Origin of the sequence: Pseudomonas asgharzadehiana (assembly GCF_019139815.1) — a bacterium.
GTDB classification, from domain to species: domain Bacteria; phylum Pseudomonadota; class Gammaproteobacteria; order Pseudomonadales; family Pseudomonadaceae; genus Aquipseudomonas; species Aquipseudomonas asgharzadehiana.
The window spans coordinates 1003044-1018710 of sequence record NZ_CP077079.1 but is presented as its reverse complement, the minus strand read 5'-3'; the positions used below and the strand labels follow the sequence as shown (position 1 = coordinate 1018710).

Genomic DNA, 15667 nt, shown 5'->3' with positions numbered 1-15667 from the left:
ATGAAAGCCGCCTTGCAAGACGAACCCGGCGAAGACATCGCCCAAGCCCTCCAGGACGGCTGGTTGCCGATCCGTGAAGTGGCGCGCCAGACCGGCGTCAACGCCGTGACCCTGCGCGCGTGGGAACGCCGCTATGGCCTGATCGTGCCCCAGCGTACGCCCAAGGGTCATCGGTTGTTCAGTGCCGAGCACGTGCAACGCATCCACGCCATCCTGACCTGGCTCAATCGTGGCGTGCCGGTCAGCCAGGTGAAACACCTGATCGACTCCGCCCAAACCAGCCCCGACGCGGTCGAAAATGAATGGCATGCCCTGCGCCAGACTCTGGTGCAGGCCATCGGCGAACTGGCCGAACGCCGGGTCGACGACGCCTTTAACCAGGCCATGGCGCTGTATCCGCCGCGCACCCTATGCGAACAATTGCTGTTGCCGCTGATCAACGAACTGGAGCAGCGCTGGCAAGGCCAGTTCGGCGCACAGATGGAACGGGTGTTTTTCCTGTCCTGGCTGCGCAGCAAATTCGGCGCGCGCATCTACCACAACAACCGTCAGCTACAGGGCCCGCCGCTGTTGCTGGTCAACCAGTCCGACCTGCCGCTCGAGCCGCACCTGTGGCTCAGCGCCTGGCTGGCCAGCAGCGCCGACTGCCCGGTGGAAGTGTTCGATTGGCCGCTGCCCGCCGGCGAATTGGCCCTGGCGGCGGAGCATCTGCAACCGCGTGCGGTGCTGCTGTATTCAAGCAAGGCCCTGCACCTGCCCACGCTGCACAAACTACTGGGCGGCGTCAGTTGCCCAACGTTGATCGTCGGGCCGACCGTGTGTATCCACCAGGCCGAGTTGGCCCTGCTGACCCGTGACAACCCAACACTGTCCGTCGCCGAAGACCCCTTGTCGGCCCACCAGTTGTTGCTCCAGCGTGGACTCCTGTAAATGCACCTGATCTGGCTGCGCACCGACCTGCGCCTTCACGACAACACCGCCCTGGCCACCGCGAGCCAGCGCGGCCCGGTTGCGGCCGTGTACCTGATCACGCCCGAGCAATGGCTGGCCCATGACGATGCGCCGTGCAAAGTGGACTTCTGGCTGCGCAACCTGCAGCACGTGAGCCGGGCCCTGGGCGAGTTGAACATTCCCCTGCTGATCCGCAGCGCCGCCACCTGGGACCAGGCGCCCGGCGTACTCAGCGCACTGTGCCGGGAGCTGTCGGTAAAGTCGGTACACGTCAACGAGGAATATGGCATCCATGAAAGCCGCCGCGATGCGGCAGTGGCCCAGCAATTGGAAGCCTGCGGCGTGACCTTCCACAGTTACCTGGACCAATTGTTTTTCCAACCGGGCAGTGTGCTGACCAAGACCGGCACTTATTTCCAGGTGTTCAGCCAGTTCCGCAAGGTCTGCTACGCGCGCCTGCACAGCGCCTTGCCGCCTATCATCGCGACGCCGAAAGCCCAGCCGAAACTCGACCTCGCCAGCGACCCGGTTCCGACAACCGTCGACGGCTTCGAGCCGCCGAGCGCCACCCTGCGCGCGCTGTGGCCCGCAGGCGAGGACGAAGCCCGTCGCCGCCTCGACGCCTTTGCCGACCAACAGATCAGCTACTACAAAGACGAACGCGACTATCCCGCCAAGCCCGGCACCAGCCAACTATCGGCGTACCTCGCCGCCGGCGTGGTTTCGCCGCGCCAGTGCCTGCATGCGGCATTGCAAAGCAACAGGGGCGAGTTCGAGAGCGGTGACATCGGCACCATTACCTGGATCAACGAGCTGCTCTGGCGCGAGTTCTACAAGCACATTCTGGTGGGCTACCCACGGGTCTCGCGCCACCGCGCATTCCGCCCCGAGACCGAAGCCGTGGCCTGGCGACAGGCGCCCAAGGACCTCGCCGCCTGGCAAGAAGCGCGCACCGGCCTGCCGATCATCGACGCAGCCATGCGCCAGCTATTGGAAACCGGCTGGATGCACAATCGCCTGCGCATGGTAGTGGCGATGTTCCTGACCAAGAACCTGTTGATCGACTGGCGTGAAGGCGAGCGCTTTTTTATGCGCCACCTGATCGACGGCGATCTGGCGGCCAACAACGGGGGCTGGCAATGGAGTTCGTCCACCGGCACCGATTCGGCGCCCTACTTCCGGATTTTCAGCCCCTTGAGCCAGTCGGAAAAATTCGACAGCGAAGGCCTGTTTATCAAGCACTGGCTGCCGGAGCTGGCCGCATTGAATAAAAAGGAAGTCCATAACCCCGAGGCCGCCGGCGGTCTGTTTGGCGTGGCGGATTACCCACGCGCCATCGTCGACTTGAAAAAATCCCGCGAGCGCGCCTTGGCCGCTTTCCGCAGCCTGCCTTCACGCCAGGAGGTGGCCGAGCATGAGTGATTTCCTGCGCCGCTTCGCCCACACCTTCGCCACGCTGGACAAGCACAACCTGCACCTGCTCGACAGCTTGTACAGCAAGGACGTCGCCTTCACCGACCCGCTGCATGAGGTCCACGGCCTGACGGCGCTGCACCGTTACTTCGAAACGCTGTACAGCAACGTCAGCCAGCTGCGCTTCGATTTTCATGGCTTCGATCAGGTGGCCGAGGGCGAAGGCTACCTGCGCTGGAACATGAGTTTTTGCCACCCGCGCCTGGCCAAGGGCCAAGTCATACGGGTGGAGGGTTGCTCGCACCTGATGTGGCGCGACAAGGTTTACCGCCATCGCGACTATTTCGATGCCGGCGCCATGCTGTACGAACACCTGCCCGTGCTGGGCAGAGTCGTCAGTTGGCTGAAAAGGAGAGTGGGATGAACGCTGTATCACCCCGTCGTTATTGGCTGACCGGCGCCAGCAGTGGCATTGGCGCCGCATTGGCCGTGGAACTGCTCGACAGCGGCGCCCATGTGGCCTTGAGCTCACGCAGCAAAGCGCCGTTGGACGCCCTGGCGCAACGTTACCCTGGCCAAGTGTTGGTAGTGGCCGGCGACCTGACCAACAGCCAGACCGTGCGCGAAATCGGCGAACGGATCGCCGCGGACTGGGGCTCGCTGGATACGGTGATTCTCAATGCCGGCACCTGTGAATATGTCGACGCGCGGCAGTTCGATGCATCCATCATCGAACACGTGGTGCGCACCAACCTGCTGGCCAGCAGTTACTGCATCGAAGCGGCCCTGCCGTTGTTGCGCGCCGGGGTTACCCCGCACCTGGTAGGCGTCGCCAGCGCCGTGACGTACCTGCCGATGCCTCGCGCCGAAGCCTACGGCGCGTCCAAAGCCGGCCTGCGTTACCTGTTCGAATCCCTGCGCATCAGCCTGTCGCCGGAAAACATCGACGTCACGGTGATCAGCCCAGGCTTTGTCGACACCCCGCTGACCGAGCGCAACGACTTCCCCATGCCCCTGAGCTGGCCGGCCGACAAAGCCGCTCGGCATATCTTCGCCAAGCTGGAAAAACGCCCGCTGGAAATCGCCTTCCCGGCGTTGTTTATCGCCACGCTGTGGCCGCTGTCGAAACTGCCCAACCGCGCGCAACTGATCATCGGTAAACGCATGCTGCGCAGCCCGCCACCGAAAAAGGACAACCCGTGAAAATCGCCATTATCGGCAGCGGCATTGCCGGGCTGACCAGCGCCTACCTGCTCAGCCGGCGGCACGACATTACCGTGTTCGAAGCGGGCGACCGCATCGGCGGGCATACCCACACGGTCAATGTCACGGTGGAAGGCAAAGGCTACGCGGTGGACACCGGTTTTATCGTGTTCAACGACTGGACCTACCCCAACTTCATTCGCCTGTTGGGGCAAATCGGGGTGACGTTCAAACCTACCGAGATGAGCTTTTCGGTGTGCGATGAAAGCACGCAGTTCGAGTACAACGGCAACAACCTCAATAGCCTGTTCGCGCAGCGGCGCAATCTCTTGTCGCCGGGCTTCTGGGGCATGTTGCGCGATATTTTGCGCTTCAACCGCGAGGCGCCGCGAGACTTGCAAGAGCAGCGCATCAGCGCCGAGATGACCTTGGGCGATTACCTTGCCGCCGGCGGCTACGGCGAGCGCTTTGTGCGGCATTACATCGTGCCGATGGGCGCGGCGATCTGGTCGATGTCCCTGGCCGACATGCTGGGCTTTCCCTTGCAGTTTTTCGTCCGCTTCTTCAAGAACCACGGTTTGCTCTCGGTCAACAATCGCCCGCAGTGGTGCGTGATCGAAGGCGGCTCCTCCTGCTATATCGAACCGTTGACCCGCAGCTTTCGCGAGCAGGTACGCCTCAATTGCCCGGTACACCGGGTTGAGCGCAACGCAGACGGGGTGATTATCCACAGCGCGGCCGGCACCGAGGCGTACGACAACGTGGTGTTTGCCTGTCACAGCGACCAGGCACTGGCGTTGCTCGGCGACCCAAGCCAGGCCGAGCAGGAGATCCTCGGTGCCCTGCCCTACGCTGACAACGACGTGGTGCTGCACACCGATACACGCCTGTTGCCCGACCGCAAACTGGCATGGGCCAGCTGGAACTACCGGCTGAGCGGCCCTGCCCAGGCCCAGGCGGCCGTGACCTATGACATGAACATCCTGCAAGGCATCGACAGCGCCACGACCTTTTGCGTGAGCCTGAACCAGACAGCCATGATCAACCCGTTGAAGATCCTTGCGCGCTACACCTATGCCCACCCGCAATACAGCCTGGCGGCGGTGGCCGCGCAAAACCGCTGGGAAGAACTGGCGGGCGCGCAAAACACCTTTTATTGCGGCGCCTATTGGGCCAATGGTTTCCATGAAGACGGCGTGGTCAGCGCCTTGCGCGTAGCCCGAGCCTTTGGAGAGGCCCTGTGAACAGTGCCTTGTACAGCGGCTGGATCGCCCATCGCCGGTTTGCGCCCAGGGCCCACGCCTTTCGCTACCGCATCGGCCTGCTGTACCTGGATCTAAGCGAAGAAGAGCACGTACTTGGGCTATCGCCCCTGGCCGGACGCAGCCTGTTCGCGCCTTTTGGCTTTCGCCAGCAGGATTACCTGCGTGAATTGACGCGCCACGGCATGAGTTTGAGCGATGCCGTGCGCCAGGAAGTCGGCAAGGCCCTTGGGCATGCGCCCCAGGGCGTTATCTGCCTGCTGACCCAGGCCCGCAGTTGGGGCCTGGCTTTTAACCCAGTGAGTTTCTTCTATTGCTTCGAGGCCGATGGGCAATTGGCCGCGATCCTCTGTGAAGTGACCAACACCCCATGGCGCGAGCGCTACCACTACGTGCTGCCGGCCCAAGCCCTGGGCGCGGATGAACACCAGCATTTCGCCGTGGCCAAGGCCTTTCATGTGTCGCCGTTTTTACCGCGCGACCTGGAATACCGCATGAGCTTCAGCCCACCCGCTGCCCGGCTCGGCGTGCACATGGCCGACTGGCAGGGCGAGCTGAAAATCTTCGACGCCACCCTGAGCCTGCAAAAACACACACTGAACCGCGCCAGCCTGCATCGCTACTTGTGGCGTTTTCCGTGGATGACCGCCAAGACCTGCCTGGCGATTTATTGGCAGGCGCTGCGCCTGCTGCTCAAACGCACACCGATTTTTCCCCACCGGGCCGCCGATGGCGCCTCTCGCACAGCCGTCGGTTACACCAAGGATCGCCGCCATGAAACCCCCTAGCTTATCGGTCAAGGCCAACCGCCTGAACGTCAACGGCATGACCACCGCGCTGCTGCGCAAGGGTGTGCTGCGTCAACTCAGCCAATTGCGCCACGGCCAACTGGTGGTGATTGAAGACGGCGAACGGCAAATATTCGGCGCACGGGAAGCGCATTTGCTGGGAGAGATCCAGATCCTCGACCCGGCCGTGTGGGGCCTGGTGGCAGCCAACGGTTCCATTGGCGCCGGCGAAGCGTTTATCCATGGGTACTGGACCAGCCCGGACCTGACCGCCGTGGTGCGCGTGATGGTCAGCAACCTGGACGTACTCGACGCAATGGAAGGTGGCCTGGCGCGCCTGGCTCGGCCATTGACCCAAGGCCTGCACTGGTTGAACCGCAATACACGCAAGGGCTCGCAGAAAAACATCGCCGCCCACTACGACCTGGGCAATGACCTGTTCGAAGAGTTTCTCGACCCGACCATGATGTATTCGGCGGCGCAATTCTTGAGCGCCGACGACACGCTGGAACAAGCGCAACTGAACAAACTGGAGCGCATCTGCCAGAAACTCGCGCTCAAACCCACCGACCACTTGCTGGAAATCGGCACCGGTTGGGGCAGCATGGCGCTATATGCGGCGCAGCATTACGGCTGCAAGGTCACCACCACGACGCTGTCCAAGGAGCAATTCGCCTACACCGAACGGCGCATCGAAGCCTTGGGCTTGCACGGCCAGGTCACGCTGTTGCTGCAGGACTATCGCGACCTGACCGGCCAGTACGACAAGCTGGTGTCCATCGAGATGATCGAAGCGGTGGGCCATCGCTTTCTGCCGACCTACTTCAAACAATGCGCGCATCTGCTCAGGAACGACGGCTTGATGCTGCTGCAAGCCATCACCATCCGCGACCAGCGGTTCGAGCAGGCCAAGAACAGCGTCGACTTTATCCAGCGCTACATCTTCCCCGGTGGCGCGCTGCCGAGCGTGCAGAACATGCTGCATATCGTCAGCCGTGACACCGATATGAACCTGCTGCACATGGAAGATTTCGGCCTGCATTACGCGCGAACCCTGCGCCTGTGGCGTGAGAACTTTCGCCGCGCCCACGGCCGCCTCGCGGAACTGGGCTATGACGAGTACTTCCTGCGGCTGTGGGAGTTTTACCTGTGCTACTGCGAAGGCGGCTTTATGGAGCGCACCATCGGCACCGCGCAATTGCTGTTGGCCAAGCCCTCGGCGATCAACCCGCCGCTGCTGGGACGCTTCGATGCTTAAAAACCTGGCCAATGCCGTGCTGTTCCAGTGCGGCTGGTTTGCCTGTGTGCTCGGCGGTGACAGCCTGTGGCTGCTGGTGGGGGTGGCGGCGCTGGTCATTCACCTGTTGTGGATAAGTTCGGCCGCCGAGGATGGCGTGTTGATTATCAGCGTCACGCTGGCAGGCACGCTGCTGGACACGCTGCTACGTAGCCTGGGCGTGTTCCACTTCAGCGAACCGGGGCCATTGATTCCGTTTTGGCTGATGTTGCTGTGGGCGTTGCTGGCGACCACGTTGCATCATTGCCTGGCCTGGAGCGCTCGGCCCTGGTGGCGCGCCGCCCTGCTCGGCGCGATGGGGGGGCCGTTGTCCTACTACGCCGGGAGCCAGCTGGCAGGCGTGCAGTTCGGTTTCGGCCTGGGGCCGACGATGGCCGGGTTGGCCGTCATCTGGGCCTGGGTTTTCGTCGGGCTACACCGGCTGGCGCGCTGACGTCCGTCAGAGCATTCATACGCACAGCATCGGCTTGCCTTACACTGCGCGCCTATGACCAACATCCCCCACACCCAAATCACCGAACCCGCCGTCACCTGCTCAACGTGCGCCGCCTGCTGCTGCCAGCTGGAAGTCATGTTGATCACCGACACCGGCGTGCCGGAGCGCTATATCGACACGGACGATTGGGGCGGCGAAGTGATGCTGCGCCTGGACGACGGCTGGTGCGCGGCGCTGGATCGGGACACGATGATGTGTACGATTTATGAACGGCGGCCGCTGATTTGCCGGGAGTTCGAGATGGGCGCGCCGGAATGCCTGGAAGAGCGCGAAGGAATCGCCACGGCCTACCGCTGATCTAAAACTTATGGAGATCAAATGTGGGAGGGGGCTTGCTCCCTCCCACAGGAGACCTGCAGTGTTGTGAGGAATTACAACGGCAGGGTGTAGTGCAGCGAGTAGCTCTCGACCCCATCGTTATGACTGCTGATGCCGGCGTTGGAGTAGTGCGTGGCGCGAATGCCCACTTCATGTCCACCGGTAAACCGCAGGCCGAACCCCAGGCGGTCTTCGAACTGGAAGGCCTGCCCGATGTTGTTGTCTTCCAGTTGGGTACGGGAGAACACCGCCACGCCGATCCCGGCTTCGATGTAGGGTTTGACCGATTGCCCGGCAAACTCGTACACAAACACCGGCGAAAACGACAGGCTGCTGGCACCGGCACGCTCGTCGCCATCCCAGTAGGTGTAGGCGCCGCTCCAGTAGCCGGTCAACCGGCCCACGTCGCTTTGCCACCAGCTTTTATCCCACTCCGAAGTCAGCCCCAACCGATAGGTCATGGTGGAGTCGCTGGTGCTTCCCACCCCCAATTCCAGGCCGGCAGCCTGGGCTGAAACCGAGTGTCCCACCACTACGGCTGCGATTGCAGCCAAACAGAACAAGCGCTTCATAAGAAACAATCCTTTGAAAACGAAGTTGTATGGTTTTGTACAGGCCATCTCGCTATAGAAGCTGACCCACAGCCAGAAGTTCAGCGACGTTTCACGAAATTTTCACGAATCGAAGCTTCGCACAACTCCGGAATGTTTCCATAGTGTCGGTAGGATATTTCTGAGATGACGCACATCGCCGCTGGTCCAGAACTGTGCGGGCTCGGGCGGGCCGACCGCCAGCAGGTCGCGCTCGCCCAGCAAGCGCTTGAGCTGGCGGGCCACGGCGGCGCCGGTGTCGATGAGGATGATGCTGGGGGGCAGCATCTGTGCCAGCAGGGGCTTGAGGAAGGGATAGTGGGTGCAACCGAGGATAATGGTGTCGCAACCGGCACTGAGCAGCGGGCGTATATAGCCCAGCAACAACTGGCGCAGGGCCGGGCTGTTCAGGTCGCCGGTTTCAATCAATTCCACCAGGCCCGGACATGGCTGGGTGATCACCCGCACATCGGTGGCGAAACGGTCGAGCAAGGCTGCGAACTTGGCGCTTTGCAGGGTGCCGGTGGTGGCCAGCACGCCGACCACACCACTGCGGGTAGCGGCAGCGGCGGGTTTGACGGCGGGCTCCATGCCCACCAGTGACCAGTCGGGGTAGTCCTGGCGTAAATCGGCCACTGCCGCGACGGTGGCCGTGTTGCACGCGATCACGAATGCCTTGGCGCCTTTCGCGCGGAAAAACTCGGCCACCCGCCGCGAGCGTTCAAGAATGAATGCGGGGGTTTTCTCGCCGTAGGGGATATGCCCGCCATCGGCGACATACAGCAGTGATTCGTGGGGCAATAGTTGCTGGATTTCATCCAGCACCGACAAGCCGCCGACACCGGAATCGAACACACCGACCGGCGCGCCCTTAACCATGCTGCGTCCCGCAGACGCTGCAACCTGGGTCACGCTTGACGCGCAACTCGCGAAAGCGCGTGGTCAAGGCATCAATCAGCAACAAGCGGCCCACCAGCGGCTCGCCGAAGCCGGCCAGCAGCTTCAAGGCTTCCAGCGCTTGCAGGCTGCCCACCAAACCGACCAGCGGCCCTACCACGCCGGCTTCGCTGCAGGTGAGCTCGGTGTCGCTGCCGTGCCCATATAAACAGTGGTAACACGGGCTGTCGGCGCGGCGCGGGTCGAACACCGACAATTGCCCCTCCAGGCGAATCGCCGCGCCGCTGATCAAGGGCGTGGCGCCAGCGACACAGGCCGCATTGACGGCTTCGCGGGTGGAGAAGTTGTCGCTGCAATCGAGCACCACATCCACCGCTGCCACGGCCGCCGCCAGGGAGTCCGCATCGAGTGCGCGGCGATGAGGAACCAAGGCGATGTCCGGGTTGATCGCCGTCAGGCGGCGCATGGCCGAATCGACCTTGGCCTGCCCGACACTGTCGGTGTCATGGATGATCTGGCGTTGCAGGTTGGTCAGGTCAACCGTATCGAAGTCGGCCAGATGCAACTCGCCCACGCCGGCGGCCGCCAGATACAGCGCCACGGGCGCGCCCAGGCCACCCAGGCCGACAATCAACGCGCGGGCGTTTTTCAGACGCAGTTGGCCGTCGATGTCGACATGCTGCAACAGAATCTGTCGGCTATAGCGCAACAGCTCTTGGTCGGTCAGCACGGCCGGTGCCCCAACGTGATGCGTTCGTGGCCGCCCAGATCGATGCGGCTATGCACGTCGTCAAAGCCCTGGCTCAGTAACAGATCGCGCACGGCCAGAGCCTGGTCGTAACCGTGTTCGAGCAGTAGCCAGCCACCGGCATTCAAGTGGGCCGGAGCCTCTTTGATGATCAAGCGCAGGTCGTCCAGGCCATCATGGCCCGCTACCAGCGCGCTGGCCGGTTCGAAACGCACATCGCCCGCCGCCAGGTGCGGGTCGTTATCGGCGATGTAGGGCGGGTTACTGATGATCAGGTCATAAGTACGACCTTGCAGGGCGCTGAACCAATGGCTGTTGAGCACCGTGGCGTTGTTCAGGTGCAGGCGCTGGCGGTTGCGTTCGGCCAAGGCCACTGCCTCCAGCACGCGATCAACGGCCGTGACCCGCCAGGCGGGACGCTCGCTGGCCAGGGCCAATGCAATGGCGCCGCTGCCGGTGCCCAGGTCGAGGACCTGGGTGGGCGTGGCCGGCAATAATTCCAGCGCCGCTTCCACCAGCAATTCGGTGTCCGGACGCGGGATCAGCGTGTGCGGCGCGACCTCCAGGTCGAGTTTCCAGAAACCTTGCTGGCCAAGAATGTAAGCCACCGGCTCGCCGGCGCGGCGGCGTTGCAGGTAGCCGGCGAAGGTCAGCGCATCTTCGCTGCTGACGATTTTCTCCGGCCAGGTGTGCAGGTAGCTGCGCGATTTTCCCAGGGCAGCGGCCAGCAGCAATTCGGCGTCCAGGCGCGCGGTGGGCGAGTCCGGCAGGTCGGCGGCGCGCAATAGGCTGGCGATGATGGTCATTTATTCACCTATCGCCGCCAATTGATCGGCCTGGTATTCGGCGAGCAGCGGCTCGATCACCGCATCGACGCCACCGGCGAGGATCTCGTCAAGGGAGTAAAGGGTGAGGTTGACCCGGTGGTCGGTGACCCGGCCCTGGGCGAAGTTGTAGGTACGGATGCGCTCGGAACGGTCGCCCGAGCCCACCAGCAATTTACGCTCGCTGGCAATCGCATTGGCGGCGGCGCTGGTCTGCTGGTCGTTGAGCTTGGCCGACAGCCAGGACATGGCGCGGGCACGGTTCTTGTGCTGGGAACGTTCTTCCTGGCACTCCACCACGATGCCCGACGGCAAGTGGGTGATGCGGATCGCCGAATCGGTTTTGTTGACGTGCTGGCCACCGGCGCCCGACGAGCGGTAGGTGTCGACGCGCAGGTCCGCCGGGTTGATCTCGATCGCTTCCTGCTCATCCGGCTCGGGCAATACGGCCACCGTGCACGCCGAGGTATGGATGCGGCCCTGGGATTCGGTCGCCGGCACCCGCTGTACACGGTGCGCGCCGGATTCGAACTTCAGCTTGCCGTAGACATTCTCGCCTTCGACCCGCGCGATGACTTCTTTATAGCCCCCGTGCTCGCCTTCGTTCTCGGACAGGATCTCCACCCGCCAGCCACGCCGCTCGGCATAGCGCGAATACATGCGGAACAGGTCGCCGGAAAAAATCGCCGCCTCGTCGCCACCGGTGCCGGCGCGTATTTCGAGGAACACGTTGCGCCCGTCGTTGGGGTCCTTGGGCAGCAACATGCGTTGCAGGTCGCCTTCCAGCTCGGCCAGTTTGTCCTTGGCTTCGCGGACTTCTTCCACGGCCATTTCGCGCATGTCCGGGTCGCTGTCCTTGAGCAGCGCCTGGGCACCTTCAAGGTCGGCCTGCACTTTCAGCAAGTTTTTGTAGGTCGCCACGACAGGCTCGACTTCGGCGTATTCCTTGGAATAAGCGCGGAACCTGGCCTGATCGGAGATGACCTCGCCATCGCCGAGCAAGGCGGTCAGTTCTTCGAAACGGTCCTGGAGCACGTCCAGTTTATTGAGCAGTGACGCTTTCATTGCGGTTTTTTATCCGAAGAGCTTTCTGACGCGCCCTCACCGAGGGCAAAGAGTTCCTGGGCCATGGCCAACGCATCGAGGCGGCCTTCGGCGGTAAGCTTTTTCAATTGCACGCTGGGCGCGTGGAGCAGCTTGTTGGTAAGGCCGCGAGCCAGTTGCATCAGCACCTCTTCGGCGCTGCTGCCGTTGGCCAGCAAGCGCTGAGCCTTGAGCAACTCCTCGTCGCGCAGGCGTTCACCCTGCTGACGATACGCCTTGAGCACGTCCACCGCCGCCAGTTCACGTAAGCGCACCATGAAGTCTTCGGCGCCGGTGCTGACCATTTCCTCGGCGGCCTGGGCAGCGCCCTGGCGGCTCTTGAGGTTTTCGGCGACCACTTCATGCAGATCATCGACGCTGTAGAGGTAAACGTCGTCCAACTCGCCGACTTCGGGCTCGATATCCCTGGGAACGGCGATATCCACCATAAAGATCGGCTTGTGCTTGCGCAGCTTCAGCGCGCTTTCCACCGCGCCCTTGCCAAGAATAGGCAATTGGCTGGCGGTGGAGCTGATCACGATATCGCTTCGCACCAGCTCGGCCGGAATATCCGCCAGCAGCACGGCGTGGGCGCCAAACTGTTCGGCCAGGATGCTTGCGCGCTCCAGGGTGCGGTTGGCGACCACGATGCGCTTCACACCCAGATCATGCAGGTGGCGGGCCACCAGAGTGATGGTTTCACCGGCGCCGATCAGCAAGGCCTGGCTGCGCTGCAAGTCGCTGAAAATCTGCTTGGCCAGGCTGACGGCGGCAAACGCCACGGACACTGGGTTTTCGCCGATGGCGGTGTCGGTGCGCACCTGCTTGGCCGAATTGAACGTGGCCTGGAACAGGCGACCCAGCAGCGGGCCGACGGTACCGGCCTCGCGCGCTACCGCGTAGGCGGACTTCATCTGGCCGAGGATCTGCGGCTCGCCGAGTACCAGCGAATCGAGACCGGCAGCCACACGCATCATGTGACGAACTGCCGCATCCTCTTCGTGCACATAGGCACTGGCGCGCAGGTCATCGAGGCTTAAATGGTGATAATCCGCCAGCCAGCGCAAGACGACATCCGCGCTGAGATGTTCCTGCTCTATATAAAGTTCGCTGCGATTGCAGGTTGAAAGGATCGCAGCTTCGCGGCTGTCGGTGAGCCGGCAGAGCTGCTGCAAGGCCTCAACCAACTGCTCTGGGGTAAACGCCACGCGCTCGCGCACGTCTACGGAGGCAGTCTTGTGGTTAATACCGAGTGCGAGGAAGGCCATTCAATATCGCTGATGATGTCGGGAAGCCGACAATTGTCCTACTTCGAAAGATTCAGAACAACCACCGTCGTCTATTGTCCCTATACCTTGTGCCTATAAAGGTATCCACTGAGACTCGGTTATGTTTGGCCGAAGGCTTGTGTCATGATGATCCGACCGCAGGTTAGTCGTCCTCTTCCTATATGAATAGATCTTCCGCGTTGCTCCTTGCTTTTGTCTTCCTCAGCGGCTGCCAGGCCTTGGCCCCCGTGTCGCCGGACGGTACCCCGCCGGTGGAAGACAGCACTCCCGCCCCTGAAAAGCCCAAGGTTTACTCCTCGTTCAGTGAAGAAACGGTGTTCAGCCTGCTGAGTGCGGAACTGGCCGGCCAACGCAATCGCTTCGACATTGCGCTGGATAATTACGTGACCCAGGCCATCAACACCCAGGACCCGGGAATCTCCGAGCGAGCGTTTCGCATCGCCGAGTACCTGGGTGCCGATCAGGCTGCGCTGGATACCTCGTTGATCTGGGCGAAAAACGCGCCCGATGATCTGGAAGCGCAGCGCGCAGCCGCCATTCAGTTGGCACGAGCAGGGCGTTATGACGACTCCATGGTGTATATGGAGAAAGTCCTGCAGGGCAAGGGTGACACGCATTTCGACTTTCTCGCGCTATCGGCCGCCGACACCGACCAGGACACGCGCAATGGGTTGATGAAAGGTTTCGACCGCCTGCTGCAAAAGCATCCAAAGAACAGCCAGCTGATTTTCGGCAAGGCGTTGTTGCTGCAACAGGATGACGAAGCCGAAGCGGCCCTTAAGCTGCTGGAGCAGAACCCGCCGGAAGAGGGCGAGGTCGCGCCGATCCTGCTGCGCGCGCGCCTGCTGCAGAACCTCAATCGTGGCAAGGAAGCGATTGTACTGCTGGAAAAAAGCATCAAGAAGTACCCGGAAGACAAACGCCTGCGCCTGACTTATGCGCGCATGCTGGTCGAGCAGGACCGCATGGAGGACGCCAAAGTGCAGTTCGCCAGCCTGGTCCAGCAATACCCGGACGATGACGAACTGCGTTACTCCCTGGCGCTGGTGTGCCTGGAAGCCAAGGCCTGGGACGAGGCCAAGGGGTATCTGGAAGAGCTGATTGCCCGGGAAAGCCACGTGGACTCCGCGCACCTGAACCTGGGCCGTATCGCTGAAGAGCGCAACGACCCACAGGCCGCCCTGCTCGAATACGCCCAGGTCGGCCCCGGTAATGACTACCTGCCGGCTCAGTTGCGCCAAGCCGATATCCTGATAAGCAACGGCCGCACCGACGAGGCCGAAAAACGCCTGGCCGCCGCCCGCGATGCCGAGCCGGATTACGCAATCCAACTGTACTTGATCCAGGCCGAAACCTTGTCAGCCAACAATCAGGGCGAGCGCGCCTGGAAACTGCTGCAACAAGCCTTGCTGCAATTCCCCGACGACTTGAATCTGCTGTACACCCGCGCCATGCAGGCGGAAAAACGCAACGATTTGGCGCAGATGGAAAAAGACCTGCGGCTGATCATCAAGCGCGACCCCGACAACGCCATGGCGCTGAATGCATTGGGCTACACCTTGTCCGACCGCACCACGCGCTACGACGAAGCCAAGGTACTGATCGAACAAGCGCACAAGCTCAACCCCGAAGACCCGGCCGTGCTCGACAGCCTGGGCTGGGTGAACTACCGCCTGGGTAACCTGGACGAAGCCGAACGTTTGCTGCGCCAGGCGCTGGAGCGCTTCCCCGATCAGGAAGTCGCCGCCCACCTGGGCGAAGTGTTGTGGGCCAATGGCAAACAGCGCGAAGCACGCCAAATCTGGGAAAAATTCCTCAACGAACAACCCGAAAGCCCCATCCTGCGCGGCACCATCAAGCGCCTGACCGGATCCGAGACCCTTTAAGCTTATGTTCTTGCGCCACGTTGTAATGTTCAGTCTTATCGCCCTGCTCGCCGGTTGCGCAGGCCTGGGCAACCGTGAATCCGTTGAAGGCCAGGGCAACCCGGCGCAATGGAAGCAGCATAAGGATCAGCTAGCCAGCATTGATGGCTGGCAGATCGAAGGCAAAGTCGGGGTGCGCGCACCGAAAGACTCCGGCAGCGGCACGTTGTTCTGGCTGCAACGCCAGGATTATTACGACATTCGTTTATCGGGCCCACTGGGCCGTGGCGCGGCTCGCCTGACCGGGCGTCCGGGGCAGGTGAGCCTTGAAGTGGCCAACCAGGGCCGCTATGAAGCGACGTCACCGGAAGCTTTGCTGCAAGAGCAGATCGGCTGGAAGCTGCCTGTCTCGCACTTGGTGTGGTGGGTTCGCGGCCTGCCCGCGCCGGACAGCAAGAGTCGCCTGAGCCTCAACGGTGACAGCCGCCTGGCCACCCTGGAACAGGATGGCTGGCAGGTCGAGTACCTCAGTTATGTGCAACAAAGCGGTTATTGGCTGCCCGAGCGCATCAAGCTGCACGGTACCGACCTGGACGTGACGCTGGTGATCAAGGACTGGCAACCGCGCAAATTGGGGCAGTGA

17 protein-coding genes are annotated in these 15667 nt (G+C 62.3%); 11 read left to right on the top strand and 6 right to left on the bottom strand.

The genetic code is table 11. The annotated features are described in order from the left end of the window. The 9 genes from KSS96_RS04555 to KSS96_RS04515 are packed head-to-tail and all read left to right on the top strand — an operon-like array spanning nucleotide 1 to nucleotide 7707. A complete protein-coding gene (locus KSS96_RS04555; protein WP_217855766.1) occupies nucleotides 1–930 on the top strand; it encodes a MerR family transcriptional regulator in 930 nt (309 codons plus the stop codon). Beyond that, complete coding sequence (phrB, locus tag KSS96_RS04550) at nucleotides 931–2373, top strand: deoxyribodipyrimidine photo-lyase (protein WP_116078496.1); 1443 nt, start codon at nucleotides 931–933, stop codon at nucleotides 2371–2373. Then, a complete protein-coding gene (locus KSS96_RS04545) occupies nucleotides 2366–2788 on the top strand; it encodes a nuclear transport factor 2 family protein (protein ID WP_017529899.1) in 423 nt (140 codons plus the stop codon). The genes phrB and KSS96_RS04545 overlap by 8 nt, the downstream gene beginning before the upstream one ends. Then, nucleotides 2785–3567 carry an SDR family NAD(P)-dependent oxidoreductase gene (locus KSS96_RS04540; protein WP_017529900.1) on the top strand — a complete coding sequence of 261 codons (783 nt, stop codon included), beginning with the start codon at nucleotides 2785–2787 and terminating at the stop codon, nucleotides 3565–3567. The genes KSS96_RS04545 and KSS96_RS04540 overlap by 4 nt, the downstream gene beginning before the upstream one ends. Beyond that, nucleotides 3564–4811, top strand: coding sequence for an NAD(P)/FAD-dependent oxidoreductase (locus tag KSS96_RS04535; protein WP_217855764.1), 1248 nt, complete (start codon nucleotides 3564–3566; stop codon nucleotides 4809–4811). The genes KSS96_RS04540 and KSS96_RS04535 overlap by 4 nt, the downstream gene beginning before the upstream one ends. Next, entirely contained in the window at nucleotides 4808–5617 is an 810-nt protein-coding gene (locus KSS96_RS04530) for a DUF1365 domain-containing protein (protein WP_017529902.1), read from the top strand. The genes KSS96_RS04535 and KSS96_RS04530 overlap by 4 nt, the downstream gene beginning before the upstream one ends. Next, nucleotides 5604–6875 (top strand): SAM-dependent methyltransferase, encoded by a 1272-nt coding sequence (locus tag KSS96_RS04525; RefSeq protein WP_065877331.1) that lies wholly within the window; start codon nucleotides 5604–5606, stop codon nucleotides 6873–6875. Before KSS96_RS04530 ends, KSS96_RS04525 begins: the two co-directional genes overlap by 14 nt. Beyond that, complete coding sequence (locus KSS96_RS04520) at nucleotides 6868–7347, top strand: DUF2878 domain-containing protein (protein ID WP_017529904.1); 480 nt, start codon at nucleotides 6868–6870, stop codon at nucleotides 7345–7347. Before KSS96_RS04525 ends, KSS96_RS04520 begins: the two co-directional genes overlap by 8 nt. A gap of 54 nt (nucleotides 7348–7401) precedes the next feature. Continuing rightward, a complete protein-coding gene (locus KSS96_RS04515) occupies nucleotides 7402–7707 on the top strand; it encodes a YkgJ family cysteine cluster protein (RefSeq protein WP_017529905.1) in 306 nt (101 codons plus the stop codon). Between the two features lie 74 nt (nucleotides 7708–7781). Here KSS96_RS04515 and KSS96_RS04510 read toward each other — a convergent pair whose 3' ends face one another. The 6 genes from KSS96_RS04510 to hemA form a co-directional block, all read right to left on the bottom strand. Then, complete coding sequence (locus KSS96_RS04510; RefSeq protein WP_065877333.1) at nucleotides 7782–8300, bottom strand: acyloxyacyl hydrolase; 519 nt, start codon at nucleotides 8298–8300, stop codon at nucleotides 7782–7784. A 102-nt stretch (nucleotides 8301–8402) separates the two neighbouring features. Beyond that, nucleotides 8403–9197: a glutamate racemase gene (murI, locus tag KSS96_RS04505; RefSeq protein WP_017529907.1), complete on the bottom strand. Its 795-nt coding sequence runs from the start codon at nucleotides 9195–9197 to the stop codon at nucleotides 8403–8405. Continuing rightward, nucleotides 9190–9945, bottom strand: a complete 756-nt coding sequence (locus KSS96_RS04500) for a molybdopterin-synthase adenylyltransferase MoeB (protein WP_017529908.1) — start codon at nucleotides 9943–9945, stop codon at nucleotides 9190–9192. Before KSS96_RS04500 ends, murI begins: the two co-directional genes overlap by 8 nt. Next, nucleotides 9939–10769, bottom strand: a complete 831-nt coding sequence (gene prmC, locus KSS96_RS04495) for a peptide chain release factor N(5)-glutamine methyltransferase (RefSeq protein WP_217855762.1) — start codon at nucleotides 10767–10769, stop codon at nucleotides 9939–9941. The genes KSS96_RS04500 and prmC overlap by 7 nt, the downstream gene beginning before the upstream one ends. Next, nucleotides 10770–11852, bottom strand: a complete 1083-nt coding sequence (gene prfA / locus KSS96_RS04490) for a peptide chain release factor 1 (RefSeq protein ID WP_017529910.1) — start codon at nucleotides 11850–11852, stop codon at nucleotides 10770–10772. Continuing rightward, nucleotides 11849–13138, bottom strand: coding sequence for a glutamyl-tRNA reductase (gene hemA, locus KSS96_RS04485; RefSeq protein WP_017529911.1), 1290 nt, complete (start codon nucleotides 13136–13138; stop codon nucleotides 11849–11851). The genes prfA and hemA overlap by 4 nt, the downstream gene beginning before the upstream one ends. A 182-nt stretch (nucleotides 13139–13320) precedes the next feature. Here hemA and KSS96_RS04480 point away from each other — a divergent pair, with 182 nt between their 5' ends. Together KSS96_RS04480 and lolB are read left to right on the top strand one after the other, a co-directional pair. Beyond that, the gene (locus KSS96_RS04480; protein WP_065877337.1) at nucleotides 13321–15045 is read left to right on the top strand and encodes a tetratricopeptide repeat protein; all 1725 of its coding nucleotides are present in this window, start codon (nucleotides 13321–13323) and stop codon (nucleotides 15043–15045) included. A 4-nt stretch (nucleotides 15046–15049) separates the two neighbouring features. After that, the gene (gene lolB / locus KSS96_RS04475; RefSeq protein WP_017529913.1) at nucleotides 15050–15667 is read left to right on the top strand and encodes a lipoprotein insertase outer membrane protein LolB; all 618 of its coding nucleotides are present in this window, start codon (nucleotides 15050–15052) and stop codon (nucleotides 15665–15667) included.

Bases quoted from the DNA above. Each gene is read 5' to 3' on its own strand.
- lolB (WP_017529913.1), top strand. From the start codon at position 15,050: ATGTTCTTGCGCCACGTTGTAATGTTCAGTCTTATCGCCCTGCTCGCC.
- phrB (WP_116078496.1), top strand. From the start codon at position 931: ATGCACCTGATCTGGCTGCGCACCGACCTGCGCCTTCACGACAACACC.
- prfA (WP_017529910.1), bottom strand. From the start codon at position 11,852: ATGAAAGCGTCACTGCTCAATAAACTGGACGTGCTCCAGGACCGTTTC.
- KSS96_RS04555 (WP_217855766.1), top strand. From the start codon at position 1: ATGAAAGCCGCCTTGCAAGACGAACCCGGCGAAGACATCGCCCAAGCC.
- prmC (WP_217855762.1), bottom strand. From the start codon at position 10,769: ATGACCATCATCGCCAGCCTATTGCGCGCCGCCGACCTGCCGGACTCG.
- KSS96_RS04545 (WP_017529899.1), top strand. From the start codon at position 2,366: ATGAGTGATTTCCTGCGCCGCTTCGCCCACACCTTCGCCACGCTGGAC.
- KSS96_RS04520 (WP_017529904.1), top strand. From the start codon at position 6,868: ATGCTTAAAAACCTGGCCAATGCCGTGCTGTTCCAGTGCGGCTGGTTT.
- KSS96_RS04510 (WP_065877333.1), bottom strand. From the start codon at position 8,300: ATGAAGCGCTTGTTCTGTTTGGCTGCAATCGCAGCCGTAGTGGTGGGA.
- KSS96_RS04480 (WP_065877337.1), top strand. From the start codon at position 13,321: ATGAATAGATCTTCCGCGTTGCTCCTTGCTTTTGTCTTCCTCAGCGGC.
- murI (WP_017529907.1), bottom strand. From the start codon at position 9,197: ATGGTTAAGGGCGCGCCGGTCGGTGTGTTCGATTCCGGTGTCGGCGGC.
- KSS96_RS04525 (WP_065877331.1), top strand. From the start codon at position 5,604: ATGAAACCCCCTAGCTTATCGGTCAAGGCCAACCGCCTGAACGTCAAC.
- KSS96_RS04515 (WP_017529905.1), top strand. From the start codon at position 7,402: ATGACCAACATCCCCCACACCCAAATCACCGAACCCGCCGTCACCTGC.
- KSS96_RS04540 (WP_017529900.1), top strand. From the start codon at position 2,785: ATGAACGCTGTATCACCCCGTCGTTATTGGCTGACCGGCGCCAGCAGT.
- hemA (WP_017529911.1), bottom strand. From the start codon at position 13,138: ATGGCCTTCCTCGCACTCGGTATTAACCACAAGACTGCCTCCGTAGAC.